Below are 19,449 nucleotides of genomic sequence, written 5' to 3'. Positions count from 1 at the left end.
GAAAATACATCTTAACTCTGAACTATTTTCATTGACATGAATTTTTTAAACATATGAGAAAATTATCTCATATGATAATTGAACTGTCTTTAGCTACCACATTTCTAGCAGGGTTGACCATAGTATTAGGGGGTATAGTTGAAGGTTATGGCTATGGTCTTTCATTGGGTACTAAATGGCCTTATACTAGAGACATGGTTCATCTTGCTGTTAGAAAAGCAGATCCTGAGGCTATGCATAGAATATCTGCAACTTTAGTGGGTTTACTTTCCTTAACTATTTTAATTCTTGATTTTAACCTGCTCTCTATTGCAGGATTTATCAGTGTTATATTTACAGCGTTACTTGGAATGGCAACACTCTACGTACTAGCAGGAAAATTACCATCTATATTTCAAGGTTTTCATGACATTGCAGCGTATACGACAATGGTAATATATCTTCTAATAGCAATGGGTTTTGATCCTAGCAGGTTTACTAGTTTCATAATAGACGCAATTACTCCACCACACTTTTTGTATTTTGTAATATTCATGGGTGGTGTGGTTACAGGAACTAGGAAGATGAGGTTCAGTATAGGTGACGTTAGAAAGCCTAAGAACAGATTACAATGGATATGGATTGTGCACAGTATAGCAGGAGTAATCTTCTTTCTTTCATTAATTTTATTGCAGTTGTGGATTCCATTGGCTCTAGCTCTGATAGAAGGCATAGTGGGTTTACTAGTTTTCAGGGGTATAAACAGAAATCCTGAGAAGCCTGGTATAGTGGTTGGATTACACCAACTGTTCTCAATCGCAATTGTATTATCTTTGGTTATATTTAGCATTTAGTCAGTTGAGGTGCATTTCTTCATCTTTCAGTCTATTTGGTCATCATCCAATTTATCTAAGCTAATTCCTACTTTTGTTTCACTATTTAAGGAATAGTACCTGTATAATAATTCGGCAATAGCCTGATATAACATTTCATTAACTCCGGTTCTATTCGAATTTAGTGAGGCTGAAGTAAATCTCCATGGTCTGCCTTGCAGTATTTTTGCTATTAGTAAAATTTCTTGTTCAGGCTCTAAGGACCATTCCCTTTTAGCATCCCAAAAGTATTTTAACGCTAGTAGGTGAATCCCATCGGCTGAGGATTCATATGGGCTTACTCCTTGAAGAAATGCTACTGCTTTATCTACGTATATCGGGTTTATCTTAACTTCTTTATGAACTTTTATACCACTGAGTATTATTTGGGCAATTTCTGGGTCCATGGAAAAGTAAACATCATGTAAGGTGTTAAGTAGTTTTTCCTTCAATACATATGCTGCTACTCTTACTGCCTTAGTTGCAATTTCGCTTATAGGCTTTATTACTATTACAGGGTAATCCCCAAGTTTTTCATTTTTCTTGGGCGAAACATGAACAGGGTAGAATCCGTTTCTAATCCAGAAATTAAGTACTCTCATATCTCCCATAAATGAGGATCCAACCCAATCAATTTCCTGCCTCTTAGCATCTTCGATTATCATCTCTAACATCTGGCTTCCGAATCCCTTGTCCTGTAGTTCTTGCATTACTGCTATTCTTACAATTCTCCATCCTTTCATCTTTCCGAATTCTATCAGCCTAGAGTGTTTTATCATTCTATCTGGTATAAGATCTCCATCAAATGTCACACCCATTAATGCTGAATGTATTAGCTCATCAGATAAACCTCCCTCATTAGCTATCTGTACTACTCCTATGTAACTATTCGTGCCCTCAATACTTAATCCCTTTATTGTATGATGAATCCCATCTCCCATTATCATCAGGTCATTGGGATTATTTCTGTAATGAGCTGTGACCAAAATTCCATAAACTTGCCTCAATTTACGATCATCTGAGAATAACTCTTCCTTGTCTAAGGTTTCGAAATACACTTTATCGATCTCTTGTTGCACATCCTCCGGTTCTGCATCAAGTAATAACGAATCGTACAACCATTTCTCAATAGGATCGCCTTCAGCATACCTTAGAGGTTTTCTCATTTCCTCCCAATACACTGTAGTTTTTCTCTGTTTAAGCAATCTATTTAGGTATCTTAGGAATGCTTTACCTGAACCTTCATAACCGTGAACAGTCGTTACGAGAACGACCTTTTTCCATGTCTTGAGAGCTGAATCAATATACCCAATACCTATCGCTGCTGCCTCATCCACGACAAGTAAATCACCCTCATGCTCTAAAGTAGCTTCAGGTATCTCAAAAAATACTCTGAATCCTTCTCCTTCAAGGCTATTTATGAACCCCATAGGAGATCTTTTTTCCCTGTATTCTACTCCCAATGCGTCAAGACCTCTCTTGAGGAATTCCATAGTCTGTGAAGAGCTTGCTATTGAAGGTGCAGTAACTATTATCTTGTATTTTCGTCCCTTTCTAAAGCCATGTTTAAATATTAGACCTGCCATACCTAGTCCAGTTACCGCACTTTTACCTCTTCCTCTAGAAGCCGTTATAACTAGAACTTTTCTTGATCCGTATCTCATTCCGATAAATGACTCTAAAACTTTGTTTTGATCAGAGCTAAGGCATAAGGAATGCAACTCTACTGGCATTGTAGGCTTTTTAGGTAATTGTGGTGAGGGTTTTTCCTTCACCTCACCCTTAAAAGGCTTTGCGTAGTATTCGGAGTTAGATATGACGAAGATGCCCTCATGCTCGGTTAGTTTTCTTATAAATCTCGTTTCATAAACATCAAGTACCTTTCCCTCCCTAAGGATAGAATTTTTAAATATCTTATTATTCTTTAAGTCGTTTGTGTAAAGTATTATTAATCCGCCACCTCTTACTAAATCCACTAATCTACCTATGTGATTGGGTTCAAAGTTATCTACTAAATCTAGAATAGCAACATCAAAAGTAGAACCTAGATATCTTTCAGAGCTTGAGTAATCGATATCTATGAGTTTCTCGCTATTTTTAACAATCTTTCTTAGTTCCTCAAGTCTATCCTTAGCCCCCTTAGCCCAGGGATGAAATGCATATGCTATAAGGGGATCTGGATTTATGTCTAAGTAAAGCTGTAAAACTTCTAAAACATGACGTAAAATATCCGATTCATCTTGAATAAATACTAAATTTCTGTAATATCTATCCTTACTATCTAACATTGAGTTCCTTAGAATTTCAAAGAATTCCTTTTTTTCCATCATTTATATGTGGTATTTCTTCCTTAAAGCTTCTTCCAAATCTATTCCTACTAGGTTAGCTACTGACACAGTCCACGCTAAAACGTCAGCCAACTCTTCTTCTAACGAATCCTTATTTTTTGATAATAGTGCTTCAGCTAGTTCCCCAACCTCTTCTACCAACCACGTAAAAGTAGCGTATACTCCTCTCTCTGAATCCTTAACGTAATAAAGCTCTTTCATCTTTTCCTGGATGTACTTAAGGTCCAAGACCAATTTCCCTCCTTAGTAATCTTAAGTCTTCTTTATTTAGCTTCACTATGAATGTTGACTTTTCATTGAACTTTTGATCTACAAAGAATATTTTTACGCTTCCGTTCGCTTTACTAACATTTTCTACAAACTTCCTGTCTGCAGGATATTCTAAATATAAGGGATTATCAGGATTATCCTTAATTATGTGTCTAATTATTATTTCACCACCTTCCCTATCCACTTCAAGATCTGTATCTGCATTGGGGTTCGTGGGCAGATCTTCACTCATGCATATAACAATGTTATCGCAACAGGCTACACAAACGCCATCTTTTAGTTCCTTTTTGACATTCTCTGGAATTTCCATCATATTCTCTTATTTACTTTTGGATAAAAAATAACATGGTATGAAAGTTAGTATAGGTAAAAAAGTGGTTGCTAGTCAAAATCAGTTGGCTACATATGTTGGTGCTAAGATACTTGAAACGGGCGGAAATGCATTTGATGCAGCTGTAGGAGTAAGCGCAGTTCTTTCGGTTGTTTTACCCTACACTAGTGGACTGGGCGGAGATGGTTTTCTCTTGGCAAATACCCCTGAGGGTTTGATAGCTTATAACGCTTCAGGGTGGACTTCAAAAAATCTGAAGATTCAAAAAATACCGAGCCCTAGACACCCATCAACAGTTTTAGTTCCTGGGTTAGTGGACATGTGGGATTACATAGAGAGGAAATTCATGAGCTTAGACTTGCAGACTGTTTTGCAACCAGCTGTAAAGTTAGCTACAAATGGTTTCTACATAGGAAAAGAGCTGGGGAGAGCCATATCTAGAGCCATTGATATGCCTGAAAGTTGGTCTAAACTGTACAAAGGCAGAATGGCTGGGGACTTCATTAAACTTAGAGAACTAGGAGAAGCACTGAAAGTAATTTCTAGAAATCCTAGAGAGTTTTATGAAGGCAAACTAATGGAAGAAATAGTCCTGGGCTTAAATAAACAGGGTGTAGAAATGGAGTTTTCTGATTTCGCCAATTTCAGGGGTGAGGAGGTTAAACCTATAAAATCTACTTATAGGGATTTCACACTTTATGAACTTCCTCCTAATAGCCAAGGCATAACGACTCTTGAGATACTTAAGTTGTCTGAAATGGTGGAAACATGGAAGCATAAGTTTGACGATATAGAAAGAGTAAAAGAGATGGTGAAAATCTTTGCAATTGGATATAATGATAGGGACAGATATGTTACTGACCCTCGTTTTTACTCACCGGAAATTAACCTATTAGATGAAAACGTATTAAGAGTAAAATTGAGAGAGATGGGTATATTACCTAACCGTATACTGAGAACTGAGGACACAACTTTCTTTGTGGTAGCAGATGGCGAAAATGAAGTTGGTTTCATACAAAGTCTATTTTTCCATTTCGGATCAGGAATCACTGTGAAACAGTTTCCGTTTAATAACAGGGGGTTTGGATTTACAGAAGGAAATAACAAACCAGAACCCAGAAAGAGACCATTGCACACCTTATCAATACTCTACGCAGAAAAAGACGACGAGAGCTTGTTTATAGGATGTGCTGGTGGAGATCTTAGACCTCAAATTCATGCTGAAGTGTTTCAGTATTATGCTGATTACAACATGGAGATTGATGAGGCTGTTAATGCTCCGAGATTCATATTATTGAGCGATAAGATTGTAGCTGAGAAGAGGTTGAATTTGCCTTTCCAGCAACTTGACTATTTCACACCTGAGGTAGGGGTAGTTCAAGCTCTGAAGAGGAAAAGCGATAGATACTATGCAGTAGCTGACTTAAGGAGTGAGGGTGTAAGCTTATCCGTTCAGTAACTTTTCTATACTGCACCCTAATTCCTTGAATGCTATGACCATAGCTCCTAATTCAGGATTTCTTTTTCCTACTTCTCCTTTGATCCCGTACAACGATAAATAGTTCTTAAATGTTGCTAAGTAGATTGGTGACTTAAACATTCCTCCCTTCATATATACAGTGTTAACGTTTAATCTTCTAGCCATTAGGACAGCTTGATTTGCTAACTTCTCCGCACCTTCCTTCAAAATACTGATTGCCAGTTCGTCACCTGTGAGTGCGGAGCTGTTTACAGCCTCAGCGACTGAGGCTATTATGTCCGCCTGACAACTGCTAGTATAGGACCAAAGCACAAGATCATCTAAGTCTTTTACTCTAATTTTCTCTAAAACTTTATAATATAAGTTACTCTTTTGCCTAAGACCATCCATTACCTCTAAAACAGCCCTTAATGCTCTTCTACCAACCCAATAGGCTGATCCTACATCAGAGAGTAACCATCCTCTTCCACCAATTCTGTGGAAATCCTTTCCATCGTATCCCTCCACTACACTTCCAGTCCCAGAGATTACTACTACACCTTTCTCTCCTAATGTTTCTGCAAAAAGGGCTATAACTCCATCGTGGTTTACTATAACTTTTTTAGCTACAGTTGACGCTAAGGAGTTAAAACTTTCATAATCATATCTCGAATCTAACCCTGCAGCTCCAATTGATATTACATCAGGTTCTTCTCCTTTTGTTGCCTTAAGGGCAGCCTCCCTTATGTTGTTAATTGCCTTACTTAATCCTACGTTATGATAATTGCCTGGTCCTGTTTCCCCCTCGCCTATATATTGACCGTCACAAGTGTAAGCTACTGCCTTAGTCTTTGTTCCTCCTGCGTCTATGCCAACTATAATCATGATTACATTTATTAATCTATATAATATAAATATTCTCGAAGCGTAATGAGGATTCTAGTACTAGGAATTGATGGTCATTTAGGATGGCCATTGGCATTAAGGTTAGCTAAAAGAGGTCATGAGGTAATTGGTATCGATAACTTGTCGACAAGGAGGTTTTCAGAAGAGGTTGGGTCAGATTCAGCTTTTCCTTTGCCTCAACCACAGGAGAGGGTGAGTGAGGCAAAGAAACATTTGGGTGTAGACATAACCTTTTACGTGGGGGATATTACTAATTATGGATTCTTTAAGGACATAGTACAGAGATATAAACCTGATGCCATAGTGCACTTCGCTGAGCAGAGATCTGCTCCGTACTCTATGATAGACATGGATCACGCGGTCTACACAGTTATAAATAATGAGGTAAGCACTTTGAGAGTTATCCAAGCTGTATTGGAGGTAGATCCAACAATACATATATTGAAGATGGGTACCATGGGTGAGTATGGAACACCTGCTTTCGATATACCTGAGAGTATATATGTTGAAGCTATAGTTAATGGTAAGAAAGATAAGATAATAGTTCCTAGAAAAGCGGGTTCTGTTTATCACTGGACTAAGGTTCATGATACTGATTTTCTTCTTCATTTCCAAGAACTTTACGGGCTCACTGTCACTGATATAATGCAAGGTCCTGTATACGGTACTAGAACAGAAGAGATTGTGGAGGAAACACTGAGGACTAGGTTTGACTTTGACGAGGTTTGGGGAACTGTGGTTAATCGATATTGTGTAGAAGCCATCCTCGGGCTTCCACTAACAGTTTATGGAAAGGGTGGTCAAACTAGAGGATTTATATCATTAGAGGACAGTATCCAAGCATTAACCTTGCTCTTGGAGAATCCTCCTAAACAAGGGGAATATAGAGTTGCTAATCAGTTTGCAGAGATATATAGTGTTAAGAAAATAGCTGAATTTGTAAAGAAGGCTGGAGAGGAGCTAGGATTAAATGTGGAAATAGGTTCATACGAAAATCCTAGAGTGGAGGCGGAAGAGCATTACTACAACCCTGAGAGGAAAGTGTTGCCATCCTTAGGATTTTATCCTAAAAAGAGATTACCTGAGGATGTTAAAATAATGATAAAGGATCTACTACCTTATAAGACTAGGTTAGAGAGATTTAAGCATGTTATATTGCCAAAGACTAAATGGAGAAAACCACAATACGTTAAAAGAGTAAGATAAACATAAATCATGATTTATCTTTTTACTTGATTTCTTGATCGTTCTTGGAAAATCACTGATACTTCTTAACATGAAAAGAGTAAGTGAGGTTTAAAGCGTCGATATAACTTACTGGATCTCCTACATTTAACCATTTTTCATCTTTCAACAGAATTCCATATACCTCACCGCCTTCGCTTATGATATTTTGAATTCCGTATGTTAGTTCGAGCTCTTTTCCCTCCTCTACTTTAACCTTATTCAAACCCTGAAATATTTTTGGAGAAAATATGTATACAGCAGATATACCTATGTTTGACCTAGGATTTTGGGGTTTTTCTTGAGCTTCAATCACTCTATACATTTTATGCCCCATATACTCTCCTTCATCTTTAACATCAACTATACCATATCTCTTAGGATTCTTAACTTCTCTAAGTAAAAGCACAGCATCTGGTTTTACCTCATCAAAAAGTGAGACAGCCTCCTTATACCCTCCTGTTAATACTCCATCATCAGCATGAACTATGAATGGGTCGTTACTAGAGAAGTCTTCAGCTTTTAATACTGCATCACCGAACCCTTTCGGATGAGGTTGAAATACAAAAGTAACCCCCATATCAAATAGATAGTCCATCAATAATTTTCCATGTTTTCCAACAACTATACAGAACTTTTTAACTCCAACAGAAGACAAAGAATCAAAAATAAGATCTATAACAGGTCTCGTAATTAGATCTCCATTTTCACTACTAAAAAGAGGTAAAAGTGCCTTTGGAAGCACTGTAGTTATGTATTTCATTCTACTTCCCTTACCTGCTGCGGTAATAACAGCCTTCTCGATCAATTATTTTCACCCTTATTCCTTAGTTCTATCCAGTTAAGAAATTTAAATAATGAGATAGGCACGTAAACATCTGAGATTGTAGCAAAATCAGTAACATAGAAGCTGAACAATGTATGATTTCCCAGAAAGTATACGGCTACAAAACCCAGCCATATAGACCATGCAGACATGGTGAAGATAATTAGTTTAATGTCTTTCATTATAAAGGCTAATGGTGTAGTTACGACCCAAGCCCACATTAGAAGCGGATTCACATTAGCATATAGTCCATAGCCTAAGAAAAATGGGTGAATATCTAAGAACCAATCCCACGGTGCACTTATCTGGTTTGTTGCAGAAAGGGAAATGTGCCCATTAGTAACATCCCAACTTAGCATGTGCAGAAATGACGCATCTAACCATTGTTTTATACCACCAAAATAGATAATTAATGGTATTGAAAAAGCCACGTATATTGCTACCGGAATAAGTATCCCATAAATAACTCTCTTGGTACGTTGTTTTACTATCTCTCCTAGATAATATATGTATGGTATAAGAAGGGGTAGCAAGCTCTCTTTAGCCAGGAATGCTAAACCTAAACCTACAGAAGACGACTTTATTCTATCTGAGAGCAGAAGATAGAGTGTGAAGAGGGAGAAAAATCCAGCATATATCTCGAGCATAGCAATTCCGTGCATAACCCATATGTTTGGGTCTAATGCAATCAGTACAGATGCAATTAACCCAGATACATTTCCCAATACATTGTTTCCGATAAGTTTTCTAGCCATTAGAAAGGCAATAATAATTGTGAGATCACCTAAAATCCATGAAGGTATTCTCCAGACTAATGGATTATAGCCTAAAGCGTATATGAAGAGTGCCATGATATACTTAGGTAGTGGAGGATGCTCCGGATTTACGTAGTATTGTATATTAGCTTCATTTGGATATGGAAAATTCATAGGTACTTGGACGTGAAATACAAGCTTTAATATATTATATGCAGCTGAAGGGTACCACACTTCGTCTCCAACGTAATCCTTTATACCCGCAAATGTTGAAACAGTGTAAAAGGTGTAAATAGAGATTATTGTTGCAAGGATTACAACAGATATTATCCCAAAATATTTAATTATTAGTTGTTTAAACACAAGTTTAAACTTCAACCCAGTATTTTTAATATTTCCCCAATATCCTTTCCCTCATGAACTAATCCAGAAATCGCTCTTGCCATTTTATCCGGCTCTTTGGACTGCCATAAGTTTCTCCCGACCGTAATTCCTGAGGCACCCGCCTGAATAGCGTCTTTTAGCATTTGTAGGAATTCAGTATCATTTTTTGTTTTAGGACCTCCCCTTATTAAGATTGGTGCAAAAGCCAAATCTACTACTTCCCTAAATGAGTTTTTGTCCCCTGTATAATCTACTTTGAGGATGTCCGCACCTATCTCTGAGGCTAATCTAGTTACGTATTTAACTAACTTGGGATCTTTAACAGAATCTGGATTATCAGGAGAGACAAATAATGGCTCGATTATAAACGGTATTCCATAGTCATTTGCTTCTCTTCTCGCTTTAGCCAAAACTCTCGATGTTATATCCCTCTACACGATCATCTCCATATCCTACCACGAAATACGTAACTACGGCGTCAGCTCCAGCCTCAATAGCATCCTTAACAGAATATATTTGTGAATAATATCCACTTTCGAATCTCTTATAATCAGACCTCCATACATTTGCCGTATCTAATCTTGCTATTAACATGGGAGATCCTCTGGAGAAGAAGTTCTCCTTCACGATCTTTAACATACCAGGCGTCATTTGAAGTGCGTCTGGTCCATTAAACGATATTTTTCTAACCACTTCTGCTACCCTCTCAATACCTTTTAATGGTCCCATTACTAGACCGTGGTCTAGAGCTACTACGAAGGCTTTGCCTCTCTCAAAAAGTCTTTTCATCCTAATTTCAAAACCAATCATAAATTTCTCTTCATGTTATTGCATAAGAATTTTTCTTATCTCCACTAACCCTCTTTTAATAATATATCTTGCAAAGGGACTTGATACATAACTGAGGCTTATGAAAATGCTGCTTCCGATCAGAGCAGATACCAACATGTAAAGGTAACTAAAATTACTAGAGAAGAACATGATCCCTACTAATGTAGTAAATATACTTATGAAGGTTGAAGTTACAATATCTTTTACCGGAATTTTCATTGAATAAAGGGATTTACAAATCCTAGCTGAGGAAATTGTCATCCAAACTGAATTTACTGTAACTCCTATTGTCATCAGTGAAGATAATAGGGCAGGGGAGGATCCTTTGTAAATATAGACTAAGATTACTGAAATACCTACTCCTATAATAGCGAAGATAGTATTTGAAGCATTTAACTTTGCAGTGTAACTTTTTTTAATGTCAAATCGCTCTTCGCTACCTAAAGCCCTATCGATCATTACAACCGCCTGATAAAATAATGTGTTGAGTCCTCTTAGGAAAGAGGAGATCGAAATTATTATGAAAGTTATAAAGGCTTGCATATACTCTGGTCTAAGGTGGTATAGAAGCCCTCTACCCTCTATTATAACTAGGGATAGAAAAAAGGCTGATACTACAAAATAAAGTTTAACGAAATTCTCCACAACCTCAGCGCTTTTAGTTTCACTCAATTTTGCAATTAACCCGTCATAGAGCGAGTATGTCCACGTGACTATGTTGGATATTATTATTGCAGACTCAAAGTAAGCTACTGTAATCGCATCGTTTGTTATAGCCAGTGTTATCCATACTATTGTAGCCTCTAATATGAGTTGCAGAAATGATATTATTGTGGTCAGTGACTTTTTAGCTATTTCTACAGTTGTTTTAAAATCAACCTTGAGGTTAGATTTTATAAAATTTGAATATACCAGAGTTTGAGCTAAATAGCCTATACCGTAAGCTAGGGATACAGCCAGTATATTTAATTTAAAAACGTAAAATAATACCAGAACGATTACTAATCTAGATATCTGAAAGATCACGCCTGAGATTCCGATCATCCTTGGCGATAATCCTCTAGTTATTGCAGTAGTTATACGAAGTACGTAGAATGTCAATATAACTATTATTCCTGAATAGAACGCGTAAGTATTAAAATATCCTATAGTTGACATGAGATAAGGGGTTAATACTACATATATTAGGGAGGAAATTGCACCTGTTATCAAATTTAATAATAATATTCCACCCACAGGTCTGTTTTCAACAGAGAACCTTGATGTCACTAACGAGAAAATATCTGCAGGTAAGGTAAAGTAACCCATTATTAGTACGAACATAGACTGCCATGTAGCAAATATTATTTGCCCGTTCTGCAAATTACTGAGGTAATGGGCTACCAGGTAAGTGAATACAAAAGAAATGGGAGCACTAACTATTCTCGTACCGAAATTGAATAAACCAACGTAAATTGGTCTTATTTTCTTCTCCTCTACCTTTTTCTTTTCCACGTTTTTCCGTTTCTTATCCCGAACTTTATTTTTAATCGTTGTAAAGATAAGTCTCTAAAGTCACTTATTGCTAACTTATAGTCGAAGTTAGTTACAGAATAAGAATTTTTCTATTTTCCATTCTATCTGTTTGTCCTCTATACTTACATTTATCTGCTTGTACTGTGTTGAGGAGATATATGGTAAACCCAGGCATTCTGTGGATTTACTTATTTCAGCAATTAAGTTAGAAAGAGTTATGTGTTTTTTCCTTGCGATTTGGTTTAAAATTTCATACCATTCTTTTGGCACTTTGATTCTCATGAAAATCTAATCACCTTCAAGTAAGTTATCTATAGCTCTAGCTACATCTCTAATGGAGAGAATCCCAACTAATTCCCTCTTATCGTTAATTACAGGTAAGTGTCTTATGTTAAACTGCCTCATTAGGGATAATGCTCCTGCTATCGGTGAATCCTCTCTTATGGTTATTAATGAAACTGTCATAATTTCCTCTGCAGTGCTTTCCAGGTTCTTACCTTTACCTATAGCTCTCACTATGTCTCTCTCAGTGATTATGCCAATTGGCTTATTATTTTCTGTAACTATCACTGAACCAATATTTTTCTCTGTCATTATTTTGGCTATTTCACTAATTTTCGTCTTCTTATCTACTGAAATCACTGGCGACCTCATATACTCTTTTACAATATCCTGTTCACTCAAGCTCTCATCCATATCCTTATTCTCTTAAAGTTACTAAAAACTTTATTAGGTTAAATAGGGATTTTTTATACAAATGGCGGTAAGTCTCCTTAAATTTAGATTAGGAATGGTTTTATCTGCAATATCTGTCATTATTCTGGGATTTCTAGTAGCTTATGGATTACTTGGGTACTTGTTTGGGTTCGCTTACACATCGATTATCGTTACAGGTGCTTTAGCCTTTGTGACATTTTTTACAATCATACAATGGTTATTGGGTCCTCTTATGATAAAAGCTGCGTATAGGCTAATTGAAGTGAAGGCTGACGACCCAACTTATGGTTGGGTATATAACTTAGTTCAGGAAGTAGCAACCTATAACAATATGAGTATGCCTAAGGTTTATGTTGCACCTGTAAATTTCCCTAATGCATTTGCATTTAGTAGTCCTTTATTTGGAAAGAATATGGCAATAACGACTCCTCTTATAAACATACTCAATAAGGACGAGATTAAAGCGGTAATAGGACACGAAATAGGTCATTTAAGACATAGGGACACTGAGATATTACTAGCTGTAAGTTTAATTCCGACCTTAATGTATTGGTTAGGCTACTCATTATGGTGGGGAGGATTACTTGGAGGTGGAGGCGGCGGAAGAAATAGTAACTCTGGTTTACTGTTTCTCATAGGCATAGTATTAATTGCGGTCAGTTTCGTATTCAACATTTTCGTGTTATTCCTAAATAGGATGAGAGAAGCATACGCTGATGTTAATTCAGCACTTACAATTCCCAATGGTGCTAGCAACCTACAGACTGCCTTAGCCAAGATAGTGATTTACACAGACCCAGGAATAGTTGATAGGGTAAAGCAGAAAAGTGGAGGTGTAGCAAAGATGCTGCTGTTCTCTGGAACAGATGTGAGTAATGAGGAAATTCCATCATATAAAGCACAGGAACTTGTTAATTATTGGAGAACACAAAAAGTAGGAATATTATCAGACCTTTTCAGTGACCATCCACATCCAGCAAAAAGAATTAAATTATTGGACAAATTTACTCAAGCTCAATGGTCGCCGGTGGCTTAGTAGTAATATCATAAACAACCTCATGTATTTTTTTAGATATATTGAGTATTTCATTCCCTATTTTGCTGAGAATCCCTCTATCAAGTTTAGTTATTTCAGCTGTCATAAAATCTTCCGTAGAGACAGCTCTTATTCCTACTGTATATTCACCATCTTCTCTTCTAGCGACTGGTATAACAACATGGGTGACGTCACTACTCGTAACCATTTCCATTAATTCTCTCAGTTTCTCATAGTCTTCCTCATTAGTTTCTATTTTAGCCACCCTACCATAAGCTCTTACATCTCCTTTTACACCTGTGGCTTTGATCTTCTTATATGTGAAGACATTGCTCCCAACTCTTTTACTAAGTTCATCATGTTTTTCACTTTGAGCCTCAAAAATAAACGCAAAATACTGTGATATACCCATGCCATCTAAATATTTCTCTACTACTGTTGTAGCCTTTCTAACCAGCTCTAGTTTTTCAATCGTAAGTTTACCCACGGTTCTTACCAAAAGCCCTGGTCCAGGGAACGGTTGCCTATTGTATATCTCCTTTGGTAATCCAAGGTATTCACCCAATTTTCTCACCTCATTCTTGTAAAGGTCAGCTAAAGGCTCAACAACTTTAAACCCCCATTCTCTCTCCGTGTCGATACCCAATTGTACTAAGACGTTATGTTGTGTTTTTATCCCTCCCTGCGTCTCTACCCAATCTGCTGCTATGGTACCTTGTATAAGGTATTTTGCGTTATATTTTCTAACCAGCTCAGACAATATATCATAAAATATCTTTCGGAAAGTTTTTCGTTTTTCCTCAGCATCAGATAATCCTTCTAATGCCCTAAGAAATTTTTCCTTTGCGTCAACAACTTGTAAAGGTAAGACGTTTTTCACCATATTTTTCACTTTTTCAACCTCTCCTTCTCTCAAAAATCCAGTATCGATTATTATAGGTATTACCTTATCTCCCATTAATTTGTAGGTAAGTGTGGCAGCTGTTGTGCTATCTACTCCTCCGCTAACTGCAGCAATTGCCTTTCCGTCTAATATCTTTTCTAATTGTGGCTTTACTTCATCAATGAAATTTTTCGGATCGAACTCCATGTGTAAAAATTACAAGACTAGCTTAAATGTATAGCTCATAAATTTTATCTACATCTACGTGTTGCTTTAAGACGCGTGAGAGATTATCTACCTGCTTTTTTATTTCAGTTTCCAAATCCTCAGCATATATTTTAAGACCAAATACCTCGCTAAGAACCTTCTTTCCTCCTGGGGAGAACATGGAGCCATGAATACTTAGACCTAACTTATCTCCTTTAAGTACTCCATCTGGCACATAAACCGTCATTTTCCCTCTTCTCGTGATGTAGGTTAGAGGCTCTTCATTGATGTATTCTATTCTTCCTCTCCTTATTTCATACCCCTCTATTCCTAACTGGGCTGATGATAAACTCACGACTTTTTCCTTCTCGTACACAGTGTTAATTCCGAATAATCCTAGTCCATCCACCTGATTAACATCTCCAAGTTCTAGTCCTCCACTATTATCAATCATTTTACTCCCCATGATCTGAAATCCCCCACATATACCGAGAACGGGTTTCCTCTTTAGGAAATCAGTAAAGCCTCTGCTCTTAAGCCACTCTAAACTCTTTATTGTATTTTTGCTACCTGGTAAGATCACTAGGTCTGAATCAGTTATTTGCGTAGGTTTCTTTACAAATTTAAGGTGAGCATTAGAGTTATTTAGGGCATAGAACTCATTGAAATTGCTCATCTGCGGATAAGCTATTATACTAACCTCCATTTCTCCGTTTCCTACCTCATTGAGGTTCATGGAGTCCTCTGGCATTATTAATGGTTCCTCGAAATACGGTAAGCTGCCTAAGTATTTCATATTTGTTCTCTCCTCAACCCACTTTATCCCTGGTTCCAGGAACTTTTCATCTCCCCTAAACTTATTTATTATAAAACCCCTTAATTTTTCCCTCAAAGAAACAGGCAAGGATAAATAAGATCCCAATGCTGATGTGAAAGCTCCGCCCCTATCTATATCGAGAACTAAAATAATTGGAACGTTAAAATTAGCAGAGACTTTTAATGCTAAATCTTTATCTAAAAAATTTGGCTCTATACCACCAGCAGATTCTACAATAAATTCATTAGAGAAATTTTTCTCTATTTCAGTCCAAAAATAATTGAGTGTTGAATAGTAGTCTTGAGGTCTAAATAGACCCTTCGATTCACCAAAAAAGATGACCTCTAACAATCCGTTACCTGATGGTTTAAGTAATAACGGGTTCATATATCTCTCAGGGGAAAAACCTGCGCCAATAGATTGATAAGCCTGAATAAAAGCTATCTCCCCATAATCTAATGTTGCATAACTATTCAGGGACATGTTTTGGGCTTTAAAAGGTTTAACATGAAATAGTTTGCTTAAGCCCGTCACAATTGTGGATTTTCCTGAGTCACTCATTGTGGAAGCTATTATAACTGCCATTATAACTAATTCCTATGGGGAGGATATTAAAGGCAATATTAGGGCAACTATCATTTTTCACGATAATACCTTCTCCGAGTGCGTCTTTAGAGGAGATAGCAGAGTTCTCCTTCATCTCGCCACTCATGGTCGGTATAATTACAGGTATAATAGACTGGTTTGTTGTCTTGTTAGGTATAAGGCTTATAGGTAGCTTAGGTGCTCTTCTACTAATACCTACAGTGGAGATAATTAGGGGATTTCACCATTTGGATGGTCTATTGGACATGGGGGACGCATTGATGGTGGGAAAGGAGAGAAGACCGCAAGTTCTTCATGATCTACAGACCGGGTCGGGGGCTATAGGTCTATTTTTAGTTTATTTTTCTATATTTCTTATAGCTACACTTAACTTGAATGTAAGCAATCTGTGGTTCTTCCTCCCATCCGAGGTTCTAGCGAGGGCAAGCGCAATATCCCTTCTAGGTCTAATGAAGCCGATTCCCGGTAGTTATCTGGGAAAAGTGTTTCATGATAAAATGAGGGACAAACTATTCTCTATTAAATTCCTCCTCGTACAAGTATTTGCAATACTCTTCTCATCACCTGTACTTATCTTGGCTTACGTTATCCTACTTCTCGTGTTCTACCTAATGGCTAAGTTAGTTTTTGACGGGATGTCAGGCGATATAGTAGGAGCTATTATAACTTTATCTTTTCCAATTTACTTACTAGTTGCTGAGAAGACTTGTTACCATTACTTTATCTTTCAATACTCTTTGACCTTACCTTAGGGGAACCTCCAGTTATAATACATCCTGTAGTATGGGTAGGGAAAATATCATCTAGATTAATAAAACCTTTCTCCAACAGGTTTTATGGAATATTCTTCTGGATAGTGTCTGTCGTTCCGATTCTGTTCATCCTCTGTATACCTTTATACTTTCCTTGGTATGTAGAACTACCACTACTGGTCATTTTTCTAAAGACCACCTTTTCCATTAAGTTACTATATTCGTTGGTCAAGAAGAGCACACCTGTTACCACTTACAGTAGGTCATACTCACAGCAGTTAGTCAGGAGAAATGTTTATGAGTTAAGTGAGGGTCACGTTAGATCTGCCGTAATAGAGTCATTATTTGAAAGTACTGTAGATGGAATAATATCCCCAATATTTTGGTTTCTCGTTTTAGGCTATCCAGGTGCATTATTACAAAGGTTAGCGAATACCATGGATAGCATGGTCGGATATAAGACACCTGAGTACAGGGAACAGGGATGGTTCTCCGCTAAATTAGATACTATTTTAAACTACATCCCAGCCAGAATAACTGCCTTGTTGATGTTATTATCAGCATATCTTTTAGGGTTAAGACCAAAAAGCACTCTAAGGATACTGAAAGAGAGCAAAATAGAGAGCCCCAATGCTAAATATCCCATCTCATTTGCTTCATCAATACTAAACGTCCGGTTAGAAAAAATTGGATTTTATAACGTGGGTTTAAATGGATGGAATTTACCAGAAGATAACCACGTGAAAATTGCCCTAAATCTATTTAAAGTGACTCTAATCCTCTTTCTCGCTATTTTTTCAATCTTGTATTATTACCTTTATGGCTTGTCCCTCTTCAGCTACCCTTACGGCTTCATTGAACTGGTCAATAGTAAATTTATGGGTTACTAGTTTGGAAACGTCTATTTTTCTCTCAGATATTATTTTCAACGCATCTACAGTATCTTCTTCAATAGCGGCATTACTTGAGATTATTGAGATTTCGTTGTTTAAGAGATCACTTATATCATAGTTCAGGACAGTACCCTTAAATGGAACTCCAAACAGGAGAACTTGACCTCCTTTTCTTACAGAGAGAAGACCTGATAAGATTGCTGAAGGTGCGCCTGAAGCTATAATAGCTATATCCACTCCTCTACCGTCTGTTAGTTTCTTAACCTCATTTATAGTGTCTATCTTTTTAGAATTAAATGAGTAATCAGCCCCTACTTTATAAGCATACTCAACCCTAAAATCTGCTATGTCAGTTACTATGGTTTTAGAGGCTCCATTTACCTTACTTAGCATTACGTGGAGCAATCCCATAGGTCCTGCTCCTACTACCAACACATTATCTCCTCTGTTTAACTTGACCCTCCTTTGTGCTCTTACAACAGTTGCCAAAGGTTCAATGAAGGCTCCTTCCTCAAAACTAACATGATCAGGAAGAACTAGTACACCTCCCCTTTTCACATTCCAGGCTGGGACTCTAAAGTATTCTGCAAAACCTCCGGGCTCAATATTAGTCCTTCTATAGTGAGGACACATGGTTGCACTTCCATGAGTGCAATAATAACACTCATAACAAGGAACGTGATGATGTGCGAATACTCTCTGACCGGGTTTTAGACTATCTACACTTGACTCCTCAATGATCCCTGATGGTTCATGACCTATAATTGGCTGAGACGCTGTGTATTGTCCGCGAAGTTTTTCGATATCAGTACCACATAGCCCACAGGCTTTCATCTTTATTATAATATCTCCTTTTTCCTTGATTGAAGGTTTATCCATATCCTTTATTGACGCTCTGCCATTTTCAATAATTACGGCTTTCACGGTAGAAAGTTAAATCAAATTATATATCAATTTTTCCACTCAAGGATAGTCATCCTTATACATGATGTTTATCTTATCCCCTACTTTTTCCACAATATCCGACAAAATTCTTTTCACTCCCTCTTTCAGCTCAAATAACTGTGGATCATGTTCACCTTTACTGGTATCTATGAGAAAAATATGTGAATCCTTGATTATATACATTTTCTTGATCTCTTTAGACTCTAACTTATCATGATTTATGTTACCCTGTGTAATTAAAATGTCATTACCTACTATTACACCGTCCTCAGTCTTTTGATATGGGATGTTATATGTCTTAGCTATGCCGATTACTAGATCAATGTATGTTCCTTTTCTACCTATTAACCTATCTAACCATGTACTTCTAGATATTGCGTTCATACCATCAAAGTAAGCATTTATAAAGAGTAAATAAGATGAGAATCCTAAGGTTAAATTATAGGAGGACAACTGATAGAATACTCCATTTTCTGTAGGTACAACCAGGTAATTGTTAACAAGGAAGTACCTACTGACCCAAATATAAGTAACAACCAGCATTGAAATGGATAAAACTGAAAAAGCAAAAGATGTGTATAGTGAATACCTGGACTTCCAAAACAGGGGAACTATACCAGACAGGGCTACAAAGACAATTGTTGCAACCATTGAAGGAATTAGTATAGTATAATTAACGTTGTAAAAGCTTACACTCATTAAAAATCCCATAACTTTAATGCTATAAGTGTAAGTCGATAAGCCCATCACAGGTATAAGAAACAGGCATACTAGGGTGACTAAAGCTATAATTAACGATATGATAGACTCTGTCCGCATTTGAAATGTAGTTATGAAATTACTAATAAAAATCTTATGTCCACCTCCATATTTTAAGGGCGTATACCAAGAAT

At 37.0% G+C, this 19,449-nt stretch carries 19 protein-coding genes and 1 pseudogene; 6 read left to right on the top strand and 14 right to left on the bottom strand.

The genetic code is table 11. The features are described from left to right. Positions 1 to 71: 71 nt before the first annotated feature. Entirely contained in the window at positions 72 to 833 is a 762-nt protein-coding gene (locus tag SACI_RS02090; protein ID WP_015385427.1) for a hypothetical protein, read from the top strand. Between the two features lie 26 nt (positions 834 to 859). On the opposite strand, the gene SACI_RS02085 is transcribed toward SACI_RS02090, so the two are convergent. Genes SACI_RS02085 through SACI_RS02075 form a run of 3 tightly spaced genes read right to left on the bottom strand, consistent with a single transcriptional unit; the run spans position 860 to position 3,782 of the window. Beyond that, the gene (locus SACI_RS02085) at positions 860 to 3,181 is read right to left on the bottom strand and encodes a tRNA(Met) cytidine acetyltransferase TmcA (RefSeq protein WP_015385426.1); all 2,322 of its coding nucleotides are present in this window, start codon (positions 3,179 to 3,181) and stop codon (positions 860 to 862) included. Then, on the bottom strand, positions 3,182 to 3,427 hold the full coding sequence (locus SACI_RS02080) for a MazG nucleotide pyrophosphohydrolase domain-containing protein (protein WP_015385425.1): 246 nt from the start codon (positions 3,425 to 3,427) through the stop codon (positions 3,182 to 3,184). Next, entirely contained in the window at positions 3,417 to 3,782 is a 366-nt protein-coding gene (locus SACI_RS02075) for a hypothetical protein (protein WP_011277341.1), read from the bottom strand. The genes SACI_RS02080 and SACI_RS02075 overlap by 11 nt, the downstream gene beginning before the upstream one ends. A 37-nt stretch (positions 3,783 to 3,819) precedes the next feature. On the opposite strand from SACI_RS02075, the gene SACI_RS02070 reads away from it, so the two are divergent. Further along, positions 3,820 to 5,259 (top strand): gamma-glutamyltransferase family protein, encoded by a 1,440-nt coding sequence (locus SACI_RS02070; RefSeq protein WP_011277340.1) that lies wholly within the window; start codon positions 3,820 to 3,822, stop codon positions 5,257 to 5,259. On the opposite strand, the gene SACI_RS02065 is transcribed toward SACI_RS02070, so the two are convergent. Further along, positions 5,245 to 6,144: a BadF/BadG/BcrA/BcrD ATPase family protein gene (locus SACI_RS02065; RefSeq protein ID WP_011277339.1), complete on the bottom strand. Its 900-nt coding sequence runs from the start codon at positions 6,142 to 6,144 to the stop codon at positions 5,245 to 5,247. The genes SACI_RS02070 and SACI_RS02065 overlap by 15 nt on opposite strands. Before the next feature lie 45 nt (positions 6,145 to 6,189). Here SACI_RS02065 and agl3 point away from each other — a divergent pair, with 45 nt between their 5' ends. Continuing rightward, positions 6,190 to 7,371, top strand: coding sequence for a UDP-sulfoquinovose synthase (agl3, locus tag SACI_RS02060; RefSeq protein ID WP_011277338.1), 1,182 nt, complete (start codon positions 6,190 to 6,192; stop codon positions 7,369 to 7,371). A 52-nt stretch (positions 7,372 to 7,423) separates the two neighbouring features. Here the strand turns inward: agl3 and SACI_RS02055 are convergent, their stop codons facing one another. From SACI_RS02055 to SACI_RS02030, 6 genes and pseudogenes are all read right to left on the bottom strand, one after another. After that, entirely contained in the window at positions 7,424 to 8,197 is a 774-nt protein-coding gene (locus SACI_RS02055) for a nucleotidyltransferase family protein (protein ID WP_011277337.1), read from the bottom strand. Further along, positions 8,194 to 9,333, bottom strand: coding sequence for a glycosyltransferase family 39 protein (locus SACI_RS02050; RefSeq protein ID WP_011277336.1), 1,140 nt, complete (start codon positions 9,331 to 9,333; stop codon positions 8,194 to 8,196). The genes SACI_RS02055 and SACI_RS02050 overlap by 4 nt, the downstream gene beginning before the upstream one ends. A gap of 11 nt (positions 9,334 to 9,344) precedes the next feature. Next, positions 9,345 to 10,164 (bottom strand): annotated as a pseudogene (locus SACI_RS02045) (class I fructose-bisphosphate aldolase). 15 nt (positions 10,165 to 10,179) lie between these two features. Then, complete coding sequence (locus tag SACI_RS02040) at positions 10,180 to 11,679, bottom strand: hypothetical protein (protein WP_011277335.1); 1,500 nt, start codon at positions 11,677 to 11,679, stop codon at positions 10,180 to 10,182. A gap of 87 nt (positions 11,680 to 11,766) precedes the next feature. Further along, the gene (locus SACI_RS02035) at positions 11,767 to 11,982 is read right to left on the bottom strand and encodes a hypothetical protein (protein WP_011277334.1); all 216 of its coding nucleotides are present in this window, start codon (positions 11,980 to 11,982) and stop codon (positions 11,767 to 11,769) included. Between the two features lie 6 nt (positions 11,983 to 11,988). Further along, positions 11,989 to 12,396: a CBS domain-containing protein gene (locus SACI_RS02030; protein WP_011277333.1), complete on the bottom strand. Its 408-nt coding sequence runs from the start codon at positions 12,394 to 12,396 to the stop codon at positions 11,989 to 11,991. A 61-nt stretch (positions 12,397 to 12,457) separates the two neighbouring features. On the opposite strand from SACI_RS02030, the gene htpX reads away from it, so the two are divergent. Beyond that, positions 12,458 to 13,453 carry a zinc metalloprotease HtpX gene (gene htpX, locus SACI_RS02025; protein WP_015385421.1) on the top strand — a complete coding sequence of 332 codons (996 nt, stop codon included), beginning with the start codon at positions 12,458 to 12,460 and terminating at the stop codon, positions 13,451 to 13,453. On the opposite strand, the gene SACI_RS02020 is transcribed toward htpX, so the two are convergent. Then, positions 13,422 to 14,543: an ATP-binding protein gene (locus SACI_RS02020; RefSeq protein ID WP_011277331.1), complete on the bottom strand. Its 1,122-nt coding sequence runs from the start codon at positions 14,541 to 14,543 to the stop codon at positions 13,422 to 13,424. The genes htpX and SACI_RS02020 overlap by 32 nt on opposite strands. Before the next feature lie 22 nt (positions 14,544 to 14,565). Further along, positions 14,566 to 15,945, bottom strand: a complete 1,380-nt coding sequence (locus tag SACI_RS02015) for a cobyric acid synthase (protein WP_011277330.1) — start codon at positions 15,943 to 15,945, stop codon at positions 14,566 to 14,568. A 14-nt stretch (positions 15,946 to 15,959) separates the two neighbouring features. Here SACI_RS02015 and cobS point away from each other — a divergent pair, with 14 nt between their 5' ends. Both cobS and SACI_RS11520 read left to right on the top strand, forming a co-directional pair. Then, positions 15,960 to 16,718: an adenosylcobinamide-GDP ribazoletransferase gene (gene cobS / locus SACI_RS02010; protein WP_011277329.1), complete on the top strand. Its 759-nt coding sequence runs from the start codon at positions 15,960 to 15,962 to the stop codon at positions 16,716 to 16,718. Beyond that, positions 16,673 to 17,608 (top strand): cobalamin biosynthesis protein, encoded by a 936-nt coding sequence (locus tag SACI_RS11520; RefSeq protein WP_011277328.1) that lies wholly within the window; start codon positions 16,673 to 16,675, stop codon positions 17,606 to 17,608. Before cobS ends, SACI_RS11520 begins: the two co-directional genes overlap by 46 nt. On the opposite strand, the gene SACI_RS02005 is transcribed toward SACI_RS11520, so the two are convergent. Beyond that, positions 17,516 to 18,490: a zinc-dependent dehydrogenase gene (locus tag SACI_RS02005; protein WP_230937991.1), complete on the bottom strand. Its 975-nt coding sequence runs from the start codon at positions 18,488 to 18,490 to the stop codon at positions 17,516 to 17,518. The two genes, SACI_RS11520 and SACI_RS02005, sit on opposite strands and share 93 nt — an antisense overlap. An 84-nt stretch (positions 18,491 to 18,574) precedes the next feature. Beyond that, positions 18,575 to 19,375 (bottom strand): hypothetical protein, encoded by an 801-nt coding sequence (locus SACI_RS02000; protein WP_230937885.1) that lies wholly within the window; start codon positions 19,373 to 19,375, stop codon positions 18,575 to 18,577. Positions 19,376 to 19,449: the final 74 nt, after the last annotated feature.

It is taken from the genome of Sulfolobus acidocaldarius DSM 639, from assembly GCF_000012285.1.
In the GTDB taxonomy this organism is placed as follows: Archaea; Thermoproteota; Thermoprotei_A; order Sulfolobales; family Sulfolobaceae; genus Sulfolobus; species Sulfolobus acidocaldarius.
The sequence above is the reverse complement of the archived record's forward strand: the minus strand, read 5'-3'. Positions and strand labels throughout refer to the sequence as shown.